20 protein-coding genes are annotated in these 23,487 nt (G+C 54.3%); 5 read left to right on the top strand and 15 right to left on the bottom strand.

The genetic code is table 11. The features are described 5' to 3' along the window. The first annotated feature begins 243 nt into the window (after window positions 1-243). From ACUHMQ_RS08595 to ACUHMQ_RS08585, 3 genes are all read left to right on the top strand, one after another. Window positions 244-1,110: an MBL fold metallo-hydrolase gene (locus ACUHMQ_RS08595; protein WP_445295045.1), complete on the top strand. Its 867-nt coding sequence runs from the start codon at window positions 244-246 to the stop codon at window positions 1,108-1,110. A 174-nt stretch (window positions 1,111-1,284) separates the two neighbouring features. Next, window positions 1,285-2,397, top strand: coding sequence for a hypothetical protein (locus ACUHMQ_RS08590; RefSeq protein WP_445295044.1), 1,113 nt, complete (start codon window positions 1,285-1,287; stop codon window positions 2,395-2,397). A gap of 381 nt (window positions 2,398-2,778) precedes the next feature. Continuing rightward, window positions 2,779-4,806, top strand: a complete 2,028-nt coding sequence (locus ACUHMQ_RS08585; RefSeq protein ID WP_445295043.1) for a methyl-accepting chemotaxis protein — start codon at window positions 2,779-2,781, stop codon at window positions 4,804-4,806. A gap of 16 nt (window positions 4,807-4,822) precedes the next feature. Here the strand turns inward: ACUHMQ_RS08585 and ACUHMQ_RS08580 are convergent, their stop codons facing one another. Further along, window positions 4,823-5,149, bottom strand: coding sequence for a hypothetical protein (locus ACUHMQ_RS08580; RefSeq protein ID WP_445295042.1), 327 nt, complete (start codon window positions 5,147-5,149; stop codon window positions 4,823-4,825). A gap of 255 nt (window positions 5,150-5,404) precedes the next feature. Next, a complete protein-coding gene (locus ACUHMQ_RS08575) occupies window positions 5,405-6,994 on the bottom strand; it encodes a B12-binding domain-containing radical SAM protein (protein ID WP_445295041.1) in 1,590 nt (529 codons plus the stop codon). A gap of 865 nt (window positions 6,995-7,859) precedes the next feature. Between ACUHMQ_RS08575 and ACUHMQ_RS08570 the strand changes: the two genes are divergently transcribed. Continuing rightward, complete coding sequence (locus ACUHMQ_RS08570; protein ID WP_445295040.1) at window positions 7,860-8,813, top strand: carbohydrate porin; 954 nt, start codon at window positions 7,860-7,862, stop codon at window positions 8,811-8,813. A 157-nt stretch (window positions 8,814-8,970) separates the two neighbouring features. On the opposite strand, the gene ACUHMQ_RS08565 is transcribed toward ACUHMQ_RS08570, so the two are convergent. From ACUHMQ_RS08565 to ACUHMQ_RS08510, 12 genes are all read right to left on the bottom strand, one after another. Next, window positions 8,971-9,471: a phosphatidylglycerophosphatase A family protein gene (locus tag ACUHMQ_RS08565; RefSeq protein ID WP_445295039.1), complete on the bottom strand. Its 501-nt coding sequence runs from the start codon at window positions 9,469-9,471 to the stop codon at window positions 8,971-8,973. A 28-nt stretch (window positions 9,472-9,499) separates the two neighbouring features. After that, a complete protein-coding gene (thiL, locus tag ACUHMQ_RS08560; protein WP_445295038.1) occupies window positions 9,500-10,462 on the bottom strand; it encodes a thiamine-phosphate kinase in 963 nt (320 codons plus the stop codon). Between the two features lie 21 nt (window positions 10,463-10,483). Continuing rightward, entirely contained in the window at window positions 10,484-10,963 is a 480-nt protein-coding gene (gene nusB / locus ACUHMQ_RS08555) for a transcription antitermination factor NusB (RefSeq protein WP_445295037.1), read from the bottom strand. Between the two features lie 235 nt (window positions 10,964-11,198). Next, entirely contained in the window at window positions 11,199-11,684 is a 486-nt protein-coding gene (gene ribH, locus ACUHMQ_RS08550) for a 6,7-dimethyl-8-ribityllumazine synthase (RefSeq protein WP_445295036.1), read from the bottom strand. A 212-nt stretch (window positions 11,685-11,896) separates the two neighbouring features. Next, window positions 11,897-12,985, bottom strand: coding sequence for a bifunctional 3,4-dihydroxy-2-butanone-4-phosphate synthase/GTP cyclohydrolase II (ribBA, locus tag ACUHMQ_RS08545; protein WP_445295035.1), 1,089 nt, complete (start codon window positions 12,983-12,985; stop codon window positions 11,897-11,899). Window positions 12,986-13,015: 30 nt separating this feature from the next. After that, window positions 13,016-13,660 (bottom strand): riboflavin synthase, encoded by a 645-nt coding sequence (locus tag ACUHMQ_RS08540; protein ID WP_445295034.1) that lies wholly within the window; start codon window positions 13,658-13,660, stop codon window positions 13,016-13,018. Between the two features lie 42 nt (window positions 13,661-13,702). Continuing rightward, window positions 13,703-14,473: a class I SAM-dependent methyltransferase gene (locus ACUHMQ_RS08535; RefSeq protein ID WP_445295033.1), complete on the bottom strand. Its 771-nt coding sequence runs from the start codon at window positions 14,471-14,473 to the stop codon at window positions 13,703-13,705. Between the two features lie 8 nt (window positions 14,474-14,481). Continuing rightward, window positions 14,482-15,606: a bifunctional diaminohydroxyphosphoribosylaminopyrimidine deaminase/5-amino-6-(5-phosphoribosylamino)uracil reductase RibD gene (gene ribD, locus ACUHMQ_RS08530; protein WP_445295032.1), complete on the bottom strand. Its 1,125-nt coding sequence runs from the start codon at window positions 15,604-15,606 to the stop codon at window positions 14,482-14,484. After that, a complete protein-coding gene (locus tag ACUHMQ_RS08525; RefSeq protein ID WP_445295031.1) occupies window positions 15,603-16,673 on the bottom strand; it encodes a DUF2157 domain-containing protein in 1,071 nt (356 codons plus the stop codon). The genes ribD and ACUHMQ_RS08525 overlap by 4 nt, the downstream gene beginning before the upstream one ends. Beyond that, complete coding sequence (nrdR, locus tag ACUHMQ_RS08520; protein ID WP_445295030.1) at window positions 16,670-17,122, bottom strand: transcriptional regulator NrdR; 453 nt, start codon at window positions 17,120-17,122, stop codon at window positions 16,670-16,672. Before nrdR ends, ACUHMQ_RS08525 begins: the two co-directional genes overlap by 4 nt. A gap of 261 nt (window positions 17,123-17,383) precedes the next feature. Beyond that, window positions 17,384-18,478, bottom strand: coding sequence for an aminopeptidase (locus ACUHMQ_RS08515; protein WP_445295029.1), 1,095 nt, complete (start codon window positions 18,476-18,478; stop codon window positions 17,384-17,386). 32 nt (window positions 18,479-18,510) lie between these two features. Next, on the bottom strand, window positions 18,511-19,692 hold the full coding sequence (locus ACUHMQ_RS08510; RefSeq protein ID WP_445295028.1) for a benzoate/H(+) symporter BenE family transporter: 1,182 nt from the start codon (window positions 19,690-19,692) through the stop codon (window positions 18,511-18,513). A gap of 248 nt (window positions 19,693-19,940) precedes the next feature. Between ACUHMQ_RS08510 and ACUHMQ_RS08505 the strand changes: the two genes are divergently transcribed. After that, the gene (locus tag ACUHMQ_RS08505) at window positions 19,941-22,442 is read left to right on the top strand and encodes an esterase-like activity of phytase family protein (protein WP_445295027.1); all 2,502 of its coding nucleotides are present in this window, start codon (window positions 19,941-19,943) and stop codon (window positions 22,440-22,442) included. Between the two features lie 229 nt (window positions 22,443-22,671). Here ACUHMQ_RS08505 and xdp1 read toward each other — a convergent pair whose 3' ends face one another. Beyond that, window positions 22,672-23,421, bottom strand: a complete 750-nt coding sequence (xdp1, locus tag ACUHMQ_RS08500; protein WP_445295026.1) for an exosortase-dependent surface protein XDP1 — start codon at window positions 23,419-23,421, stop codon at window positions 22,672-22,674. Window positions 23,422-23,487: the final 66 nt, after the last annotated feature.

The following is a 23,487-nucleotide window of genomic DNA, read 5'->3' as shown; positions in this document are numbered from 1 at the left end:
CGTTTGTAAACACCGCTTTCCCAGCTGTTTTCGTTCTTCCTCGCCTGTTTTAGCCTTGTCTTGCTTTAGCTAGCGAGATTTTGAACACATTGTTAGAAGTCTGTTGACGGTCTTTCAAAAACCATAACGATTGCCCCTTACCTCATCCGTGCAACAAGGTGCATCATTACGTCCAGTGCGCTCTCGGCACAATATATTTTCCAACAATATGTTTTCAAGCATATTAATCAGGTCGGAATGCCTATGTCTCAGCAAGCCCACATCGAAGCCTTTTTTGATACCGCCACATCGACAATCAGCTATGTGGTCTATGACTGGACCGGTGGTAATGCAGCGATTATCGATCCCGTATTGGACTACGATCCCAAGTCCGGCCGGACACGACACGACAACGCTCAAAAGATTCTCGACTTCATACGCACCCAGTCGCTGACTGTGGATTGGATACTGGAGACACATGCCCATGCCGATCACCTATCTGCAGCAGCGTGGCTAAAGCAACGTATCGGCGGCAGAGTCGCTATCGGCGCTCAAATCGGCAAGGTACAGCAGGTCTTCAAAAGCCTGTTCAATCTGGAACCGGATTTCGCCACCGATGGCAGCCAATTCGATTACCTGTTCGAAGATGAGGAAGCCTTCACTATCGGTAGCCTTAACGCCCGCGCCATTGCCGTGCCTGGCCACACTCCGGCGGACTTGGCTTATCAGGTTGGCGATGCAGTGTTTGTTGGCGATACGCTCTTCATGCCTGATGTCGGCTCAGCGCGTTGCGATTTCCCCGGAGGGAACGCTGCCATGTTGTATCAGTCTGTACGCAAGCTCCTGAGCCTGCCGACAGACACACGGCTTTTCCTCTGCCACGACTATCCACCAGAGAATCGCAAGCCCAGCTGGCAAACCACCGTTGCCGAACAACGTGCAGCGAATATTCATCTGCACGACGGTGTCGATGAGCCCACATTTGTGGCAATGCGAACCAAACGCGACCAGACACTTGGCATGCCTATGCTGATTCTGCCGGCTATCCAGGTCAATATCCGGGCCGGTGTATTACCTCCCGCCGATACGAATGGCATACGCTACCTGCGTATACCCATGGATGCGCTTTAGCGCCTCTGCGCAGCCATAATCAGGGGCTACAGCGTCTTGCCCAACTTTATATTCCTCTCAGTCAGCACTATCACATCATCCCTTATGTCCTAGCGAATGCTTGTTGCTACCAGATAGCGCAGACGGTAGTCAGCAACAGCGTCCGTCGAAAATCAGGACCCAAAGGAACAGAAGATGTTGCCCAATGTTTGGAGTGCCGAGAGATTCAAGCAAGAAAGCCGAAAAATCTTCAGTCGACGCAGCCCGCAGCTACAAGCAATTGATAGGACATTGGCTGCTGCACATTCTTTCGACCCGAACAGCAACGCCGGTGCCAGAGCGCTGCGTGAGTTGACTGATGCGATCAAAGAATGGCGCAGACTCAAGTCATTACAAGGAATTACCAGTGGCCGTGCACAAGCGGAGGACCGGTTAGATGCACAGATTATTAGTGTCATCAGGTCCCTACACAAACGAACCAGTCCGCCGCCTACCCTAAAGCGAGTTGTACCGCCAGAAGCTCCAATGCCCCACACCCAACCGGCGATCAATATCGTGCAACCCAAGGCCCAACCGACGGCCAGTGTCGAACAAGCTAGATTGCTTAACTATCTTGCCGACGCCATGCTTGATCAGCACAAGAAGCAGATGGGTTATGACGATGGAGATCTATTTGACGGCCTTGACCCACACCAAATAGGGCGGTTAACGGCACGTTGGATGCTGAGCGTTCCCGACGAGGTAACGGATGTACCTGCTGCGCGTGCCGAAGGGCTGCGGGTGATTGCTGCAATGCTGGGTAATGACATAAGCGTTATCAAGAACCTTCTTGAGCACAACATTCAAGTAGTGGTGATTCCGCGTAACAAAAGCCTGACGGTACTAGAACAGTTTGAGTCACTTCGCGGTCAGACGACGTTCGATGGACGTAGGTGGAGCAGCGTGCGGGGGGTGAGTCATGTGTCAGGCAATAGCTTCAGTCAGCTACTCGCTACCTATAGCGAGTTAAAGCATATGCGCGATATGAGTAAAGGGGCAGGTAGCGTAGTTGCCGTCGACCCGTCTCGAGGCCGCATTTACGTTGGCATAACCGAGGAGAACTTGCTGGGCGGCATAACATCCGTAGCTAGCGCAGAATGCTATGCCGTGGGCTATTCGACATCAACGCACGAATTTGCTCATACCATCCACACGTATGGGTTAACCGATAACGACCGTACGACGCTGAATAGGGCGTACAAGCTGAGAATGCAGCAATCCGAAAGTACGCAATGGGTCGACGGCCCCCGTAAGGTACGGTCAGCATAGTTGCTATGCTTCGGCCAATGTACAGGAGTATTTCGCCCAGCTTTCCAATGCCTGGCTAGGTGTCAATCTCGGTACAGACGCCTACACCGGCATGCCTCGTAATAACGGTAAGCAATGGGTGCTGGCAAACGAGCCAAAAATGGTGAGCGATATCCTCGAACGAGTTTATGGCAATCGAGCGCTAGAAGACTTGAATCCAGCCGTCGTCCTGAAGTCCTGAGTCTTGCGCGTCTGCTTCCCCAACCTCAATCAGCTAATGGAGAATGCAACTTCACTTGGATTAGATCAACACTACCCGACTGACACTGCCAATAGTAAGAACGGGCACCAGAGCAAAATCCAGCACATATAGTGAAGCAGTACATCCCGTGATTGCTGCCCATGCTAGACAACCTCAGCTTCCGCGCCCGTGTCCTGGTCGTTTCCGTTGCATGCAGCGCCATCGCCCTCACCGTTGTACAGGTTGTGACAGCGCGGGATGCAACCCACATCGTCAAACAGCAAGCCTTTGAAAGCGCCACCCGGCTGGCCGCGCGCTATGCGCGCCAGAGCGAAGCGGGGCTCAGTGTGGCAATCAATCTTGTCCGGGCACAGAAAGGGCTGGTCGAAGCCATCAAGCGCAACGGGCAGACCGACCGTGAAAAGCTCGACGCGCTATTGGAAGGCAGCTTCATGGGCATGCCAGAGTCCACGAGTTTCTGGGTTGCTATCGAACGTAATGCCTTGGATGGGCAGGACGAGAAATTCCGAGGCGATAAGCGTTACTGCGCGCATGGGGGCTATGCGCCATGGTGGACGCGTAGCAATGGTAGTGCCCATCGTTTTACCTACGAGCATGCCCCCGAACTATTGAAGGACGATGCCGCAGCCGATGAGAATTGCTACGGTTCGGCCTACTACAAGCAAACCAAGCAAGAAAAGCGTGAATTGGCGATCGAGCCCTATGTAGACCCCGAAGCCAAGGTGTTGATGATGTCCTATACCGCACCATTGGTAGTGGATGGCAATTTTCTCGGCGTCATCGGCACAGACATGCCAATGTCGCAGTTGAACGCCACCCTGGGTGCCATCAAGCCTTACGAAACCGGTTTTCTGAGCATGATCAGTGCCGGTGGGCTCTATGCCAGCCACCCCGACGACGCCAAGCTTGGTAAACCCGTTGATACAGCAGAAGTGCCGGCGGAGGCCCTGGCAGCAATCCGTAATGGCCAGCACTATCAATTCGAAGCCGACGGCATGGCCCGATTCTTCGAGCCGATTCGCATCGGCGTTGCACGGGAATACTGGGCACTGGCCGTCTCGATTCCATTGGAAAAGGTGACTGCCGAGGCGGACAGCCTACTCAGGAAAACCCTGTTCATCGGCCTTTTTGCCCAGTTCCTGCTAGCCGCTGTGATGTGGTTATGGATTTCTCGCCTGACCCGCCCCTTGGGAACGCTGCGCGATGCCATGCTGGAGCTGGCAAGTGGCGATGCAGACCTCACCCATCGGTTGCCGGTTCACGGCAAGGATGAAATTGGTGAAACCTCCACCGCTTTCAACCAATTCATCCAATCTTTGGCTGAGATCGTCCGGCAGGTCAAACAGAATGCTGCCGACCTGACCCAGCGGATCAAAGAATTGGCAGGCCATACCGGGCATATTTCCACCAGCTCCGCCCATCAGGCAGACGCGGCCGCCGCTTCTGCCGCAGCGTTGGAACAGATGTCTGCCAGCATCAGTCTGATTGCACAAAGTGCCACCGAGGCTGGCGATACCAGCTACGCCGCCGAACACAGCGCCCGCGAAGCCGTACAGGAAGTCAGCGATACGGCTGGTGATATCGGCCGTGTGGATACGATGGTGCGCGAGCAGGCAACAACGCTGCAACAGCTGGCATCACGTGCACAAGCCATCAACAGTGTGGTGGCGGCAATTCGCGATGTCGCAGAACAGACCAATCTGCTTGCCCTTAACGCTGCCATCGAAGCCGCCCGTGCTGGCGAACAAGGGCGGGGCTTTGCCGTGGTTGCCGATGAAGTACGCAAGCTGGCTGAACGTACAGCTCAGGCAACGGTGGAAATCAAAGAAACCAGCACGGCAATCCAGCAGGAGGCCAGCATTGCAGTAACCGGGATTGACCATACGCTGAGTCAAGTGGAAGCGGGAGTCAGCCGCTCTCGAGTAGCAGCCGACAGGATTACCGACATCGCGCAGCGCACCCATCAGACTGCAGAGGGCATGCGTGACATCGCATTGGCCACACGGGAACAGTCAGAAGCGTCCAACAATATCGCCAGTAATGTCGAGCAGATCACCTCAGCCATCGGTGAAAACGATCTGGCTTTGCGCCAAGCTTCTGAATCCAGCAACCAGTTGGCGCAATTAGCCCATGAACTGGAAGCCCTCGTACAACGCTTCCGGACCTAAGTTTGAATGAATTCAACTACCAGCGATACCAATCCCATCCCCAGCGAGGACCCCGTTCCGACCATAGACGGAGCCGTTCCTCCTGGCGTGCGGCATCAAGCTGGGTTTTCTGCATATAGTCCAGCACGGGTTCTGGCAGGCTGCTCTTGCTAAGCCGTACGATATCGCTGGCACTAAGGGTATAGGTCGACCGGCTAGCGCGCATCATTTCAATAATGGCATCAGGACTGTTCCCTTCCTTACTGAGCTTGATCGCCTCATCCACACTGATCGGCGGGGGCAGCGTAGCACACGCATTCAGCAATAAAGCCAGCGGCAATAACAAAGCGACGATTATTCGCATATTTCCCTCTCTGCATCACCTGCTCCGGTTAGTCTGACCTGAAGCGAGCCACAAGTTGCATCATTGTGAGCGCTGTTCATACATGCTGCACGCATCCCCATCTGACAGGTAAATGATCTGTCACACTGCCATCCAAGCATACCGATCACGCTTCTTCCAACAGTAGTGGATCATCGGCACTCACCCCCGGTCGGGGATTTCAAACGCAACAGGGCTTAGTTGCATAACCCTGTTGCAAGCCATTAGCAGGGTACCCTAGATTTCCTCACCCACCACGATACCAAGCTTGGTACATTCAGCTCTCACCCTATCGCGCGCACCAGCAAGCTGGTCTTTCGAAATAGTCGGCATGAAAACCTTGATATAGTCTTCAATCGCTTTTTCCCGATCAAATATATCGACACAGGCATATTCCGATGCAACTTCATTTCGCAAATCAATTGGGGCAATGGCTAAGCCGATCTGATTTGAGAATGCTTCTGCCAGATCTGGATTGATCAGATAATTAAAGTCCTTCGAACCAGGCTCTGGAGAGAGTAATTCAATGTCTGCGCTGACTATAACGTCTTTTCCATTACGCAAGAATTCAATATACATTTGCACATTTTTGGCCAGCAGCGATTCATTCATCCCCAAATGCCCAAGTACGAAACCCGCTTTGATTGAAACATGATGTTTACGTGCATTCTCCAGCGCACGTAAATTTGATTCATACATCCGTTTTGCTGCAAGTGCAGGGCTCTTGTTTTTGAGTGGTTTATTAAGTGCCAGCAGCGACAATTCTGCACCTGCATCTACGCCAACAAACAGAATCCTAAAGCCAATCTGTCGCATGGCTTTCAATACCGCCTCCTTTTCCATACCGTCCGCTCTCGCATATCCAACGAGGACCGGGCGCTCACTGGGTTCCAGATCGCTCCACCACTTGGGTGGTGACGCAGCCATATCAAGCAGAAGCCGCGCAAAAGTTAACGGTAATTCGTCCGCAGTCACATACAGATAGTCATATCCGGCAGACCACGCCTGGTGAATTACTTGCCACGCATGCGTCGCCGGTAATTCATTCTTCCACATCCCCCCGTATTGAATCGAACAAAACGAGCAAGCATCATCGCCACTGAATTTAATACATCCACGACCTATCTCCACCGGAACACCCTGCCGGACATAGCGACCAGTCAACTGATGAATTCGACTACCCAATCGACGCGTGAAATTGGTAGCGTAAAGCTGCGTATGTGGCAGTGCACGGTCAATCAATCGGTAATCTATAATGCGGTTAACGCTTTCGCGAATCTGCGGATCGACCAATAGCTTGTCGTTATGCCAGCGAATACAACCGGGGTAGATCCGGTCATTATGACCTCCCTGGAGATCCTTCAAATACTCTCCAAGTCCTGTGTAGATTTCATTACCTATAAAACCACAATCAATCAAATCACGATAGCGGGTAAGTATTTTTTCACTCATCGCAGAAAAGTGATCATTTCCGATGATGATTGAAATATTGGAATCAATTGCCTTAACGGCTCGTGCCAAGATAATCGCTGCTTCGTAATTAGCCGTAATCGTACTTAAGCAAACTGCAAGCGTGCGATAAGCCTGCTGGCGAATAACGGCAGTAATTGAATCAAGCTCATACACTACACCATCTATATAAATCGATTCCATACCGGGTAAAGAATCGACATACGAAGCAAGAGACAAAATGCCGAGATGTGGAAAGTTGGCCCAATCGGTATGTTGCACCCCTTTTGATACATACTGACTATCAGACCGGATTACGCCAAGATCGTTACTATTCGGCGGGTTGATAAAGAAAACGACAGACCTGGATTCCCTCATAATACGCTCTTTTATTTTTTGTTTGAAAGCATTTCAGAGATTACCTCTTCACTTGATTACTTGTTGGCCGGTAAGCCTTTCCATCCACCGTTGCTATTTAAAAGACAACATTTTGTTGGCTAGTGACAACATTGCTGTCGTAAACAGGTTTCAAGCCAACTTTGGCGAGCACCAGATGTATCAAGTCACCGTTCGCTTATAAGATAGCGACAGAGGCCAGCTCGTCGTGCGATAGCGGAACTTTAGTGGCCCATCGAATCAGGCCGATAACCCTCGTCAAGCTTGGTGCCATGCGGTTGTCCTGCAAGGCCACGCGATTGAACATGCTCTCGCGTGCAAAAAAACAACGTTCACAAAACAGGCAGCATTTCTTCGCGCAAAGCCGCATGGAATCTACATCTCATGCTTGGCGAGCTCAGCTTCGTTAGTCAAATTCATTACTAAGTAATTACTTATATTTGACAATAAGCTTACTCAAATCTGACAATCGCGCCGATTTCAAAAACAGCACAGCAAAGCACGCATGAATAGTTCGGAAAAGTACTGCCGATATATGTGGTGTTACGCGTAAACATTCGACCCATAGACTACACACCCAGGCTTACCTGGGGAGACAAATTCCATGCTTCAACGCCCCTAGGCCCATCCATGTACTGACGCTAGCCATTACGGCGCCCGTTCAGTGCCTTGAATAGATCCCCGACAAGATTAAGTCAGACGAGCCTGATTGGCACGCCAGAGGGTGGCTGTGCCTCAATTTTCGGCTCCGTCTGTGCAAGCACGACGTATTCGCCAAGTCGTACTTTCCCGATCGACAACCGCCAAAACCACTAACAATCCTTTACCACTACGGAGACAAAACAGGATGTTCACTACACGTACCAGCACCATTGCCCTCAGCCTCGCCAGCGCCTTGGCCGCAGCCCCTGGCTTTGCACTCGACTTCAACGCCAATATCGAATTCGATACTAACTACGTCAGCACCAAGGCAGGCAATACCATCGCCAACTCGCCAGCTCGTGGCGCTTCGCAAAACGGCCGCGTAGAACTGATTACCTCGGCAAAGGGACTGAATGGTGAAGGTTTCGTTGCCGCCAAAGCCAGCTTCCTTGCGAATCGCAACAGCACGGCAAATGACGATGACCTCTGGGTGCAGTTCGGTACCAAGACGATTGACCTGAAGCTGGGCCGCTTTGAAGCTGCTGACCTGTTCCCATTGGGTCGCGACACCCTGGTTCCATTTGCTGGTTTCGACCCCTACCGTGGTCACTTGCTGCGCGGCCGTACCAGCTCAGACCTGCTGCAAGCTGCACTAACCGTCAACCCAACTGAGGCGCTATCGTTCGAATTGGGTCTGGTCGATCATAAAGCCGATGCCGCCAACCCGACGGTTACCCGCGGCCTGCGCCCCGTCGCAACCGTGAAAATGGGTGACTTCAGCATGCGTGCAGGTGTTGAGGCGATCAAGTACGAGACGCTCACTTCCAGCGTGAAGCGTACTGGCGCATCCATTTCCTGCAGCTACTTCCTGGGCGACAGCGGCAGCGTGAACCTGAGCGTAGCTCAGAGCAAGAATGTCGCCAATGAGAAGATGACCACCGTTGGCTTGACCGGCGTCATGGGCGCATTTGGTGGTGGTGTACTGAGTGGTAAAGCTGGTGACGCCAAAGTGAATACAGCCTATGTCACTTACGCTATGCCATTGATGGGCGTAAAAGGCGCTACCATCACCCCGGCATTGGCATACTCACAAGGCGCTGGCAGCAATAAGGCGGATGATGTGACGGCGGTGCGGGTGCGTATCAACTACGCATTCTAAAAATCTACTTACGATCTTACTGCGCCGCTGTAATCAGGGCTTATGTGCTGCTCGTCACAGATCGTGAATAAGATAAAAGATAAAACGGCAAGCTCATAATGAGCTTGCCGTTTTTTGGTCAGCACTACCGCCAACCACGTAGGGACTTCCAATACCGCTAGAGCACGTTTTGTAACAGCGGCTGTGCTCCATACAATAATGCGGCAGCAGGGATCGCCGCCAGCGCATCATCCAGCATCACACCCAGCCCCCCCTTTACCCTTGCATCAAACCAACGGATCGGCCAGGGCTTCCAGATGTCAAAGAGACGAAAAATCGCAAAGGCCAACGTATAGCCCAACCAGTTTTGCGGCACCAAGGCCAGTAACGGCAACATGGCAACGATTTCATCCCATACGATGCTGCCGTGGTCTGACACCCCCAGCGCCTTGCCGGTTTTGTCGCAAACCCCTATTCCCAGCACAAACAAAGGGATGGCCAACAGCGCAATCTCAACAGGGCTCAACCAATGAGCAAGCAACAGATAAAACGGAATGGCGGCAAGCGAGCCAAACGTACCTGGCGCCTTGGGGGCCAAGCCGCTACCAAATCCCAGGGAGAGGAAATGCGCTGGGTGTGAAAACAGAAGACGTAAGTCAGGCTGGCGTATCGCGGGCATCGTAAGCAGAGGGTTAATTAACAGGACATCAGGCGAAATGGTTAAAGCCGGTTTGCGCCAGCGACATTACACAGCCAGCCTCGTCGAGCACACTCACCCCTTGGCCCACAACCATCTCCCCTACCCGCTTCAACGGCATACCCAACGCCTCCCCGAGCGACTGCAACGCTGCACGCTCGGAAGCTGGCGCGGTAAAACACAATTCATAATCATCCCCGCCAGCCAACAAGCAACTTTTGAATACCGGCAATGCCAATGTCTCACTACTCAAAGCAGGCAAAGGTAAATCTGGATACAGGAACCGGGCAGCCAAACCGGAACGCTGTGCGATATGGCCCAGGTCTGCGACCAGGCCATCCGATATATCAATCGCCGCAGTGGCAAGGCCGAGCAACTTACGCCCCAGCGCAACACGGGGTTCCGGCCGATCCAGCCGCGCTACGCAATAAGCCATATCCTCACTTACGAGGTTCAACTTGCCATAGCGATGTTGTACCGCCAAAGCCGCCGCGCCCGTCGGGCCGGAAAGCCAGATGTCGTCCCCGGCCTGGGCGCCATCCCGATATAACGCCCGGCCAGACTCCACCTCTCCCATGATCTGGATACTGATGGTCAGCGGGCCAGCTGTGGTATCTCCACCAATGAGTTCGACACCATGCTGCTCAGCCAACGCAAACAGACCTTGCGAAAAACCATTCAACCATTCGGCATCTACTGACGGCAGTGAAACACACAAGGTAAACCAGCGTGGGACTGCGCCCATGGCTGCCATATCAGAAAGGTTGACCGCAAGGCTCTTCCAGCCCAGCGAATAAGGATCGGTCCCTGGGAAGAAGTGACGACCTTCGACCAGCATATCCGTCGATATCGCCAACTGCATACCGGTTGCAGGTGCGACCAAGGCTGCATCGTCCCCTATCCCCAGTACACAGCCCGGTGTGGGACGGGTGAAGTAGCGGCGGATCAGGCTGAATTCATCAAGCGCCATCATCTGGGCTGGCGGTATCGCGACCTAGCGGCGCTTATTGCGTACAGATTCCACTTCGGCAGGACGCACTTCCAACGCCAGCTTATCCAACACGCCATTGACGAAACGGTGGCCGTCGGTGCCGCCAAAGGTCTTGGCGATCTCAATCGCTTCGTTGATGATAACCGCGTAGGGGGTCTCTGGTTTGCTGATGAGCTCAAACGCTGCAACCAGTAATGTGGCCCGTTCCACCGGACTCACATCTGCCTCGTCACGATCCAGATGCGGCACCAGCCGTGTTTTCAGCTGAGCTACATCACGCATCGCGCCGTAGAAAATCTCACGAAACAGGCTTTCATCGGCACGGGGGAAGCTGGTGCTGCTGTCGCGCAAAAAACGTTCGATGACGGCCACGCTGTCGCCCGTCAGCTGCCATTGGTACAGGCCCTGTACAGCGAATTCGCGCGCACGGCGGCGCGACGATTTTTGTGGGGCCTTCTTAACTTCCTTGGCGTCTTGGGTCATGGTGGTTCCAGTCAATGCGAAAGCGCGGCTAAAGCCGCGCCAGGGTGAATCTAAATAATTAGATGGACGCGAGGCCAATCAAATAAATACGCTTAGACCTGTTCAAGATCTGTCACGAGCAGTTGTCAGCAGGGTGCTGAGCAGCGCAGAAACCGGAATGTACTTTTGTACATGAGGATTTCGAGCAGCACATAAGCCCTGATCACGGCTGCGCCGTAAGATCATGAGCAGGTTTCTATAGCTTTAAATGCGCACGCAACCTCTGCTGCAAGCGTGCCATCTCAACCGCAACCTTGGCAGCATCGCTGCCTTTTTCCTGCATGCGGACCAGCGCCTGGTCGTCATCCTCGGTCGTCAAAATGGCATTGGCGATGGGAATACCAAAGTCGAGTCCTACCTGTGTTACACCCGAGCCCGATTCATTGGACACCAACTCGAAGTGATACGTCTCACCACGGATAATGGCACCCAACGCAATCAGCGCATCAAACCTGCCCGATTTGGCCAGCGTCTGCAGCACCAATGGGATTTCCAAGGCACCAGGCACACTCGTCAGCAGCACATCACCATCTGCTACGCCCAAACGCTTGAGTTCATCATGGCAAGCAGACAACAAACCGCCACAGACGTCGCTATTGAAACGCGCTGTCACAATACCAATGCGCAAACCAGCGCCATCAAAGTTCGATTCGATTTCAGGAATAGTTTCAAAGCGTGGCATAGCAAACCTTGCGGACCGCATTCAACCTGAGCAATGGCAAATGGCGGCTAATTCATTGAAAAAAGGGCGAAATTCTAGTGTCTTACGCCCAATCGGTCAAAACAATCGAGAAGTACAGAAAGTATTGGTATCGTACGGGGGCCATACCTAGCCTGCCCACGAACTACCGTGAACAGGCCATTTAACACAGGCAGGCCTTGCATGCCGTACAACTAGCCTTCGATAAAACCGGTGATTTCCAAACCAAAGCCCGCCATGCTGGGCATCTTGCGCGTGGGTGACAGCAGCCTCATCTTACCTACACCCAGTAATTTGAGCATCTGCGCACCAACGCCATAGGTACGTAAATCCCATTTCTGCGGGGTATTCAGATTCAACTCCGGCAAAGCTTTTGCCAGCAATTCCTCGCCACCTTCATTCCGGTGTAACAACACAATCACACCACGCCCCGCCTCATTGATAGCGGCTAGACTCTGGTAAATGCCCCAGCTGTGGCGAGTCTGGCCAGCATCCATCCAATCGATGACGCTGAGCGGCTCGTGCACACGGACCAATATCTCATCCTGCGGGCTGAAGCTTCCCTTGACCAGAGCCAGATGCGTAGCCACGCTCCCCTGCTCCCGGAAGGCAACCAATTGGAACTCACCAGCCGGCGTGGTGACGGCACGCTCGCCCATCCGCTCGACCAGCGACTCGGTACGGCTTCGGTACTGGATCAAGTCCGCTATCGTGCCGATCTTGAGTTTGTGCTGCTCTGCAAAGGGCAACAGTTCCGGCAAGCGTGCCATCGTGCCATCGTCATTCATCACTTCGCAGATCACGGAAGCCGGTAAACAACCCGCCATCTGCGTCAAGTCGCAACCTGCTTCGGTATGCCCGGCACGGGCGAGCACACCACCCTCACGCGCCATCAATGGGAAAATATGGCCGGGTTGCACAATGTCTGCCGGCTTGGCATTCGGTGCTACGGCAGCCAATACGGTGCGTGCACGGTCTGCCGCCGAAATACCGGTACTCACACCAGTCGCAGCTTCAATGCTCATGGTGAAATTCGTACCATGCGCCGCACCACTGCGGCTGACCATCAGCGGTAGATTCAATTGTTTACAACGTTGTTCAGTCAGGGTCAGACAGATCAGCCCACGGGCATATTTGGCCATGAAGTTGATGGCTTCGGGCGTAATATGTTCCGCCGCCATAATGAGGTCGCCTTCGTTCTCACGGTCCTCATCGTCCATCAGTATTATCATTCGGCCGGCCGCCAGCTCGGCAATCAGATCGGGAATCGGTGAAATATGCATAGTTGATTGGTTATTTCCGGACGAGGTAGGTCAGACCTTACCCATGCGTTTTTTAAGTGCTTCGAAAGGTTCGGTCTCAGGCAGCATACGCTCCAGGTAACGCGCGATCATATCAACCTCCAGGTTGACTCTTTCGCCGACCTTCAAATGCTTGAGGTTGGTGACTTCGACCGTATGCGGGATCAAGTTCACCGACAGGATGCAACGATCCGGCATGTCCTTAAGGTTATTGGTCGTCAGCGACACACCATTGATCACGATGGAACCCTTGATGGCGATATAACGGGACAAGTTCTTGGGAGCCTGCACCACCAGCTGCCAGCTTTCGCCAACTTCAACGAATTTCATGACCTCGCCCGTGCCATCGATATGGCCGGATACCAAGTGTCCGTCGAGACGATCGCCAAAACGCAACGCCTTTTCCAGGTTCATTTCGCGGCCCGGATCTTCCAGGCCGAAAGTGCATCGCAACGACTCTGCCGAAATATCGTACTTGAAACTATGCGCCGTCTTGGCCACCACCGTCATACAAGCGCCGTTGACAGCAATACTGTCACCGATTTTCACATCGCTCATATCAAGATGCTCGCTGACAATCATTACCCGAAGACCTTCTCCTTCCAGGGGCTGCACCGTCGCGATTTTTCCGGTGGCTTCAATGATGCCGGTAAACATGCGCTTCCTTTCGCTTGCGCTTGGCAAGGCCGGTTATAGGATTCAGTTACCCACCGGTTTACGGCAGGCTTGCAACTTCAGAGGCCAACTCACGCGCTTGGGCTGGGCTGCATCCCCCCAAACAGCAGCGAGTCGATCAACAAACTCGGGTAATGGGTCGTGGCCTTTGTCTTCTTTATAGCGCTGGGTGGCAGACCAAGTACCCAGATATCCGACCAAGGCAGCCAGATTCCAATCCAAGGCCATATCCAACGCCGGAGGGCTGATCCTGGGGTGTGGGAAGACCAAGCCTTCGTAGCCTTGCTCAATCCAGCGCCGCTCCGGCGGCCAGTACGGGCCCACAGTGTCGTGGTAGAACTCACCTACCAGCGCATCTACCGCAGGGTCGCAGCTGAATACTTCGTAACACCACACCGCCAGAACACCGCCGGGCTTGAGTACACGGTCCGCTTCCTGCATGAAGCGCGGGAGATCGAACCAATGCAGCGCCTGCGCAACGGTAATCAAGTCCACACTGGCATCAGGCAGGCTCGATACTTCAGCCGCTTCATTGCGGTACTCGATATTGGGCCGCTGCTCGGCATTTGCAAGCTGGCCTTGTGAAGGTTCTGTCGCAATCACCCGGTCGAAATACGTCGCCAATGCCACGGCAGCCTGGCCACTACCTGTTGCCACATCCCAGGCAAGCGCCCGTGCGGGCGCCACACTGGCCAGCCAGTCAAACAATGCCGCTGGGTAATTCGGGCGATATTGCGCATAGGCGGAAGACTGCCGGGAAAAGTGATCTTTGAACTGCACAGCTTGATCGGACATTGGAGCACTCACGGTTTGATCGAGGGCGTAAAGCGTAAGGTGTAGCGGATATCCGGCCCGAGATGGCGCATATCAACTACCAAGGGTGTCAATTTGTCGGCCAGCCGTTCAAGGGAAAAGTCGGCCATGCCGGCGGCCGAGCCGCCCAACAATACGGGTGCCTGGTAAAAGACGATTTCATCAACAAGACCACTTTGCAGCCATGCACCGTTGAGGCGGGCACCGGCCTCGACCGTAACTTCATTGACACCACGTTCAGCCAGCGTCGTCAGCGTGGCGGGCAAATCCACCCGGCCAGCGGCATCAGGCAATGCCAGCACCTCGGCCCCCGCCGCCTGCAATGCCGCAATATGGCTGTCTGGGGCATTGGCGGTAATCACAAGGGTCTTACCCGGCGCATGCAACAGCTTGGCATCGGGCGGCAGCTGAGCACGACTGTCCAGCACCACACGCATAGGCTGGCGGCCCTGCCAGGGTTCGCCATCAATTTCCCGCACAGTCAGCAAAGGGTCGTCCTTGAGCACGGTACCGCTGCCGGTAAGCATGGCGCACGATCGTGCACGCAACCGCTGTACATCGGCACGCGCCGCAGGCCCGGTGATCCATTGGCTCTCGCCATTTGATAGTGCCGTCTTCCCATCCAGACTGGCGGCGATCTTCAGTCGCAGCCAGGGCCGGTTGCGTTCGATCCTTCTAAGGAAACCTTTGAGCGACTCGCGCGCTTCAAGCGCCAACAGACCGACTTCTGTTTCGATACCCGCCTCACGCAGCATCGCCATCCCCTTGCCCGCAACCAACGGGTTCGGGTCCTGCATGGCAGCCACGACCCGCTTGACGCCCGCTTCGATCAAACCTTTGGCACAAGGTGGCGTACGGCCATAGTGTGCACAAGGCTCGAGGCTGACATAAGCGGTTGCACCCTTAGCGGTCTCATCATGCTTCGCCGCATCGCGTAGGGCCATTACCTCGGCATGAGGACCACCCGCCTGTTGGGTAAAACCTTGGCCGATAATGCGGCCATCGCGCACCAACACCGCGCCAACCGCAGGATTGGGCGCGCAGATAAACCGCCCCCCCTCTGCAAGCTGCAAGGCCAGGGCCATGTATTGGTAATCGTCTGCGCTGAAGTTCACGTACGGCTCTCGATCAATTCAGCCAGTTGTGGCGATAACTGCCGACGCCACTTTTTACCCAAGGCTTCACCATGCTTATTCCACCAGACGCCCGCAAAGACAACAGCCAAACCGATCAGACTCAGGGCAAATGCGAACGACAGACTGTCTCTGAACACACTCCAGGACAGATAGCCAAGATACCCCGCCACGCCAAGACCGCCGAATACTGCAAATGCCCGCCGTGCCAATACAGCACTGATAAAGATCAAGCCCAGATTCAGCAGGCAATAAAGGAACTTGCCCAACTGGCTGCCTGAATCCATACAACTGAGCGCCCCCCAAAAGGCCAGCAGTCCAAAGAGATAAAGCCAGAAAGCGAAGTCACGCTTATCATGCCGCGTGGTCAAATCGATACGCAGCGCAATAATCAGCATGACAAGGCCGAATCCTAGGGAAACCAGCTTGCGCAAATTCCACAGGCCATCGTAATAGGTCCAGTCCGCTGCATCGTTTTCCACCCCGAAGGCAATCCACGCAGCGACATCCATGCTCATATACCAGAGCGTCACCGCCACCGGCATGGTCATGAACGGCAGCCGATAACGCCATAGCATGACCGCCGCTGCCGCCAGGGTGGCGAGCTCCAGCAGCAACCAGCGCCAATCGATATAGCGGTGATAATCGCTATATAACGCCCCACCACTTTCCCAATGGCCAAGCGCCGCCTCAATGCCATATACCGCCAAGGGCACTAACACAATGGTAAGGGTAAAAAGTATGCCTGCCGGGATAGGCAATTGCTTGGCATTGAGAAACCAGACACCGATCCACCATGCCAGGAAACCGTAAGCCCCGGCAAACACCGTCAGTGAAACAGGCCCCCAGGTCTGATACCCCACGGTCATGAACAGGCTCATCGCCCCAATGGCGATCATCCCACCCAGGTAATACAGAATATGGGCAAACCGAAACTGTGCTGTGGTTTGCGGCTGCATGGAGAGAAATGACCATAAGGCCTCGGCTTGCCCGGACTGCAACAGGCCAACTTCCTCGGCTCGGGTCAGATCAGCTCGATCCACCTTCATTTCCTGCTCACCTCGCGGATCGCGTCCTGGAAATCGTCGACGTCCTGAAAGCTTCTATATACCGACGCAAAACGGATGTAAGCCACTTTATCCAGCTTGGCCAACTCCGCCATCACCATCTCACCGATGCGGCGCGAATCGATCTCGCGCTCACCCACTGCCAATACTTTTTGATCGATACGAACAATGGCTTCATCAACCAGCGTGGTAGGCACCGGGCGTTTGTGCAAAGCGCGCTGGAAACTGACGCGGACTTTATCCTGCTCATAGTCCGCCCTGCTGCCATTGGCCTTGACCACCTGTGGCGGCCGGATTTCCGCCACCTCAAATGTGGTGAAACGCTTATCGCAGCTGCTGCATTTACGGCGGCGTCGGATGCTCTCGCCCTCCTCTGAAACCCGGGTATCCACCACTTGGCTGTCAAGGGCGCCACAGAAAGGACATTTCATCGGGTAACTCCAGCTGCTTGAATTGAGTGCATTCTACCCGTACAAGCGCGCCAAATCTCGCTTTGCTGCACTCTCATCGCAATGGTTACCTCTCGACGCATAAGATACTTCACGCCAAATGATGTCATTTGCATATATCGAAACTATTCCACACGCAAATAGGGGTAAGCACCCATAGTGCCCCATGCTGATGACAAGCAAAATTAACCCGTTGTCATAAACAACCTGTCCTAACAAATAGGTTGTAGCGGCAACACCTGATCATTCCCGATCAAAACCCTGTTGTTTCTCCCCTGAAAAAACAGACACTCCAAGGGCCGCCAGCGCTTCGTCGCGAGCGGCCCTCTTTTTTTGCGCCAGTGTCGCAGCCGCCACATAAAACGCAGAAAAGCTTCCCGACTGCGCGAACAATGCCCTAAATGCCGGTACTTTGTCGTGATACGTCGCCACCGAAGCCAGGTGGGCATTATTTGGCGTGGGCTCAAACCAGCTATCGTAGCCAATATAACCGCCATGTGCAGACTTGAGTGCGGCATAGTCTGCCGCCAGCTTATTCAACACTGCCGCTTTGGCTGCCAACTTTTCCTCATCTGTCTGCATACCGGTATATATCGTGTCCAACGCCGTACGCGCCGACAGAATCAGCTGACGGAATGCCTCGCGGCGAATCTCTGCCCGACGATATTTCTCCATCGCATCGGGCTGCCCCTCCACAGCCAGCCAACGCTCATACCCTTCCAGCTCCACCGCCGTGGCGAAGGCTTCATTGAATGCGCTGTCGTCACGTACATACACCACTTGGTGCGCCAGTTCGTGGAATATCAACCTCGCCAGCGTGGCGTCATCATGTCGCAGCGTCGTATTGAGCAATGGGTCTTCAAACCAACCCAAGGTGGAATAGGCTGGAATACCGTACTCGTAGACATCATCGCCCTGCGCCTTCCGTTGCTGCGCATAGGCTTGCGCATCTGCCTCTTTGTAATAACCGCGATAAGCCAAGCAACCCGCAATCGGAAAGCAGCTTTCCACCGGCTTTAGCGACAAGGGCAAAGTGCTGACAACATTCCACAGGGCATAAGGACGGCCCAGATCGGTATACCGGGTATAACTCGCATTGTCGGGTAGATTCAGCTCTTTCACAGCAAACGCACGCACTCGCTGCGCAAAAGCCAACTTGGTGCGTACATTGGGCGGTGTGGTCGGGTCGGCCAGCCACTCACTGATCGGACGAGCCTTATTCAATACCTCGGCTTGGCCATTGGCCGCCTGCCCCACATAGGCCAACCCCGCGCAGCCTTGCAGAATCAACAACAAGGCTAGCGCAAGTATCAACCGCCAAGGACCCACACCGCTCACATCCCGCTCCTCATATTCACAGACCGTAACGTTCAAGATTTAGACTTAGATCTATGCTTGGCTCGTCCATTGAAAACCGCCAGCGCCAAGCCACCCGCCAACAATCCCCAAAAAGCCGAACCTATTCCACCCAGCGATAGGCCAGATGCTGTCACCAGAAAGGTGATCAATGCCGCCTCGCGCTGGTCATCTTCGCGCATGGCCAATGCCAATCCGCTGCTCAGTGCGCCGAACAACGCAATACCAGCAATAGCCAGCACCAGCTCTTTGGGAAAGGCTGCAAACAACGCCCCGACTGACCCACCCAATAGACCCAACAGCAGGTAAAAGCCACCCGCCGCGATCGATGCCCTGAAACGCTGAGTCGGGTCAGGATGAGATTCCGGTCCGGCACAGATGGCGGCAGTGATAGCCGCCAGGTTCAAGGCAAAGCAACCGAATGGCGCCAGCAATAGATTGGTAAACCCTGTCCAGCTGATCAAAGCCGAAACTGGTGGCTGGTAGCCGCAGGAACGCAATACCGCCACTCCCGGAATATTCTGCGATGCCATGGTCACCACAAAGAGCGGCAAACCTACTCCGACCAGCGCACGCCAATTAAATTCAGGCGTTGTCCAGACAAGCGACGCAATCGCAAAGTTCAGCCCTTCGAATTGGATCAAACCCAGTATGCCAGCCAGCGCACACCCCACCACCAATACCACCATGACGGCATAACGTGGCAGCAAACGCTTGAACAGCAAGTACGCCAGAAACATGGGCATCACTATCCAGAATTGGCTTTGCATCGCGCCGAACGCCGCCATACCGAATTTGAGCAGCACCCCCGCCAACATGGCGGCTGCCAAGGAAAGCGGCACATACTTCATCGCGCGTTCGAACCAACCGGTTACACCGGTCAGGGTGATCAGCGCTGCGGAAAAGATAAACGCGCCAATCGCCTCAGCCATGGAGTACCCCGCGAGACTGGTCACCAGCAGCGCTGCACCGGGCGTAGACCATGCTGTCGCAATCGGCATGCGATAACGCAGAGACAGGCCAATGCAGGTAATACCCATCGCAAAGCCCAATATCATCAACCACGAAGCAATTTCCGCGTGGTTTGCACCTGCCGCCTGGGCTGCCTGGAAAACAATTGCTGCCGAGCTGGTATAGCCCACCAGCACAGTGATAAACCCAGCCGCCAAGGCTGGTAAGGGAATGAGCTTTAGCATGCGCCACACGAAACATAGAAACAGGCTTGGACGATAACTTATCGGGCACCACCGCGACCGATACAGATAACGGTATACCAACGGAACAGAAACCGACGCCCCCACCGGTACGCAGGTGGATACATCAACCTGTCTCGCCTAGACAACGCCAGACCGCGAAATCATGCCTAGGTAACCGGATCGTCAATAAGACTTCATGACACGGCCCTATCATCCGAGCCACCTACGACTAGTCCCAGGAGCTTGGCATGCCGTCCCCTCGACGTACGCAACACGTCATCCGATTTACCCTGCTGGCCAGCAGCATCGCAATATTGAGTGCCTGTAACAGTGATGACACCCCCACACCACCAACCGCCGCCTACAGCGAACCGATTCTGGCCGGCCGGGCTATCCTGCCAGCCGCCACCTTTGCCGAGGGTCCCGGTTCCGGCCACTACCTCAACGGCGATCTGAACGGGCAGACTACCCCCTTCGACAAGCAACCGGTACAGGGCTTCTCGGCCACGCTGCGTAATAGCGATGGCACCTTCCTCGCCATGACCGACAACGGTTACGGCACCATAGAGAATTCAGCTGACTTCTACCTGCGCGTCTACACCCTGCGTCCGAGTTTCAAATCCCCTGCGGGCGGCGATGGCAGTATCAAGGTGGAAAGTTTCATCTCACTGCAGGACCCCAACAAGCTCGTCCCCTTCACCATCACCAACGAGTTCACGACGGATCGCCTGTTAACTGGCGCTGACTTCGACATCGAATCGATGCAACGCGCGAGTGACGGTACGCTCTGGTTCGGCGATGAATTCGGCCCGTTCCTGCTGCATACCAGCAAGAACGGTGTGCTGCTCGAAGCACCCATCCCGCTGCCTGATAGCGAAAACCCCGGTAAATTCATCCGCTCTCCGCAGAACCCCTACAACGAGGAGGCCAGTGCACTGCGCATCATGAATGCCGCCCGCGCACATGCGCAGCGCTTTGGTGCAACCCGACCGCCCGTTTTCTCGCCCTACAACGTGCAGCTCCAATACGATGTGAATGGCGTGAAGTCGAGCCCCAATGCTCACTACGCACGCGGTGCCAACCCACAGCCGGGTCTTACCCCTGCCACCAGTGAAATCTTTGATGTGGCTTCACTCAAATCCGCAGGCTATTCCGTTGTCACCTGGACGGTGAACGACAAGCCACGCATGTTGGAGCTGATGAAGGCTGGCGTAAGCGGCATCATTTCCGACCGTACCGATCTGCTGCTACAAGCCGCACAGGAATTCGACGCCAACAACGACGGTGTGCCGGGCGACTATCTACTGGCCGACGGCCGCATCGACATCAACAAGTTTGACGCACAGGGCCATCGGGGCAGCCGTAATCTGCGCCCTGAGAATACCCTGCCAGCCTATGAAGTCGCGCTGGACAACCTAATGACCACCTTGGAAACCGACACCGGTATCAGCAAAGATGGCGTATCCGTCGTCAAGCACGACCCCTACATCGAAGCGCAGAAATGTCGCCGTGCCGACGGCATACCTTATACCTTTGCGGACGAAGTGCTGATCAAGAACCTGACCGTCGCGCAGATCCAGTCCACCTTTGTTTGCGACAAGGTCTTTCGTGGGCCGGAACAGCTGAACGACCCGGCGCTTTCGCCAGTATCGGTACAAGTCGCCAACGCCAAGGGTTACATCAGTCCTTATGTGATGCCGAAGACCCAGGATATGTTTGACCTGGTCAATGCCTATATCGCCTACTACAGCACAGGCGCCGGTGCCAATCACCCCGATGCAGGCAAACGCGTCGCCAACGCCAAAGCTGTGCGCTTCAATATCGAAACCAAACTCAACCCGCGCTCCGATACCGACAGCCACGGTAATGTCTACCGTGAACGCACCGTGGGGGTAAATCAACTGACCGATACCCTGGCTGGCATTATCGTCACCAACAATATGCAGGCCCGTGCCGATATCCAGAGCTTCGACTTCCGTACCTTGCTCAGGGTGCAAGAAAAATTCCCTGCCATCCGCACTGTCTACTTGTTTGGCGACTTCCCCATTTATCCCGATCCGTCCAGTGACGACGGCACCAATATGCAAGGTGAGGACGGTAAGAACACACCCTGGATGGCGGGCATGTACTGGCCTTATCGCAGCACCGCCACGTCCACTCCTTTCCGCGCCAAACGCTCGGGTGGATTTGAAGGCATGGCGATTTCAAGCGATGGCAGCAAGCTTTACCCCATGCTGGAACAGCCTTTAACTGGCCACGATGCAAAAACGCTGCTTATCAGCGAGTTCGACCTTGCCAGCCGCAGTTACACAGGCAGGCAATTCAAATACAAGGTGGATGACAAAGCGACCAATATCGGCGATTTCGTTCTTTACAATGCCACTGAAGGAATTGTCGTCGAGCGCGATAACTCGCAAGGCGATTTGAAGGGCTTCAAAAAGCTGATTCAGATCAAACTGGGCGACAATGGCGATTACGTGAGCAAAACAGAATTGGTCGACCTGATGAAAATAAAGGACCCCAATCGTATTGCTCAGCAAATGACGGTTGGCGATGTTGGTATAGGCGAAAACTTTGCCATGCCGTTCAATACCATTGAAAACATCGTAGTGATCGACGAAACCACCGTGGGGGTGATGGACGATAACAACTATCCCTTCAGCGTGGGCCGCCATGCTGGCAGCAAACAGCCCGATGATGAAGAGTTTGTGTTGATCAGGCTACCCAAGGCATTGTCTTTAACCAAGTGACACCGTACTGATTACCCACAATGAAATGGCGGCGTATAACGCCGCCATTTTTTAAGGCATTTGAACGTATGGAATAACAAGATGAAACAGGGCAAATCCAACCCAATTCAGTTTGAATAATCACCACCATGCAAAACCACATACAGCAATGTATGCCAAACAAGTTGTACCGCCTGGAATAAAAACGGCGCTCTGGAGCGCCGTTTTTAATTTTCTACTGTCCCCGATATCAAGCCCGCTGCCTACGTCTTTGCACACCTACTGCCCCCAACAAAGCCAACCCAACCAAAGCCAGGGATCCTGGTTCCGCGACTTTTGTTATGTTTGGTTTGTCACTCGTTACCGATGCAATCTTGATGTAATCGTAGCTGTTGCTGCCACCCGTCACACTGCCATTAGGGTTCGCCAGCGGGTTGTATGCCCCAATCAGCCAGTACGACGACACCACTTTGCCTGCATTGATTGCCGCAGTCGAAGCTGTACCCACATCTGAGTAATTGCCGATCGAGGCCCAGCCGGCCAACTCGGTATATTTCTTCCCTACCAGTGTCGGAATACCTGCACCTGTGTAAGCCATGACGGTGATATCCGAGTCGTTGCTGAACCAACCCAATTTCACCCCAGTCAGCATGACCGCGCTGGTAAACGACAGCAACACCATGTCGTAACGCTGCTGGTTATCGATAGCATGCTCTGGGTTGACGCCTTCGTTGAGATCACAATACGAGCCACTGGTACAGGCATCGGCATTCTTGATGCCTATGCCACCACCTGAATACCACGTCGTGGTAGCCGACTGTATCGTCTGCAATGCACCATTGTTGGCGGCATTAGTCGAATTGTTCGTGCCGCCCGTGTTGGCATATCCGGCAACAGTCATCCCTGAGGTTGGCGTCGGGCCTAGTGTCCACGTGGTGGCTGCAAATGCTGGAGCCGTCAACAGTAGGGTGGCGCATAAGCACTTCAGTTGGATTCTCACGGTCTAACCCTCGGTAAGGCGGTTGTCTTGCCCCAAATAAGCAATAAAGAGGCCAAAGAGTAAATT

The organism is Chitinimonas violaceus, from assembly GCF_052601015.1.
Note: the sequence above shows the minus strand (reverse complement) of the source record. Positions and strands in the feature narration are given on the sequence as shown.

Bases quoted from the DNA above. Each gene is read 5' to 3' on its own strand.
- ACUHMQ_RS08585 (WP_445295043.1), top strand. From the start codon at position 2,779: ATGCTAGACAACCTCAGCTTCCGCGCCCGTGTCCTGGTCGTTTCCGTT.
- ACUHMQ_RS08580 (WP_445295042.1), bottom strand. From the start codon at position 5,149: ATGCGAATAATCGTCGCTTTGTTATTGCCGCTGGCTTTATTGCTGAAT.
- ACUHMQ_RS08525 (WP_445295031.1), bottom strand. From the start codon at position 16,673: ATGAAGGTGGATCGAGCTGATCTGACCCGAGCCGAGGAAGTTGGCCTG.
- ACUHMQ_RS08535 (WP_445295033.1), bottom strand. From the start codon at position 14,473: ATGTCCGATCAAGCTGTGCAGTTCAAAGATCACTTTTCCCGGCAGTCT.
- thiL (WP_445295038.1), bottom strand. From the start codon at position 10,462: ATGATGGCGCTTGATGAATTCAGCCTGATCCGCCGCTACTTCACCCGT.
- ACUHMQ_RS08595 (WP_445295045.1), top strand. From the start codon at position 244: ATGTCTCAGCAAGCCCACATCGAAGCCTTTTTTGATACCGCCACATCG.
- ribH (WP_445295036.1), bottom strand. From the start codon at position 11,684: ATGCCACGCTTTGAAACTATTCCTGAAATCGAATCGAACTTTGATGGC.
- ACUHMQ_RS08540 (WP_445295034.1), bottom strand. From the start codon at position 13,660: ATGTTTACCGGCATCATTGAAGCCACCGGAAAAATCGCGACGGTGCAG.
- ACUHMQ_RS08590 (WP_445295044.1), top strand. From the start codon at position 1,285: ATGTTGCCCAATGTTTGGAGTGCCGAGAGATTCAAGCAAGAAAGCCGA.
- ACUHMQ_RS08575 (WP_445295041.1), bottom strand. From the start codon at position 6,994: ATGAGGGAATCCAGGTCTGTCGTTTTCTTTATCAACCCGCCGAATAGT.
- ACUHMQ_RS08565 (WP_445295039.1), bottom strand. From the start codon at position 9,471: ATGCCCGCGATACGCCAGCCTGACTTACGTCTTCTGTTTTCACACCCA.
- ribBA (WP_445295035.1), bottom strand. From the start codon at position 12,985: ATGCATATTTCACCGATTCCCGATCTGATTGCCGAGCTGGCGGCCGGC.
- nusB (WP_445295037.1), bottom strand. From the start codon at position 10,963: ATGACCCAAGACGCCAAGGAAGTTAAGAAGGCCCCACAAAAATCGTCG.
- ACUHMQ_RS08505 (WP_445295027.1), top strand. From the start codon at position 19,941: ATGCCGTCCCCTCGACGTACGCAACACGTCATCCGATTTACCCTGCTG.
- nrdR (WP_445295030.1), bottom strand. From the start codon at position 17,122: ATGAAATGTCCTTTCTGTGGCGCCCTTGACAGCCAAGTGGTGGATACC.
- ACUHMQ_RS08510 (WP_445295028.1), bottom strand. From the start codon at position 19,692: ATGCTAAAGCTCATTCCCTTACCAGCCTTGGCGGCTGGGTTTATCACT.
- ACUHMQ_RS08570 (WP_445295040.1), top strand. From the start codon at position 7,860: ATGTTCACTACACGTACCAGCACCATTGCCCTCAGCCTCGCCAGCGCC.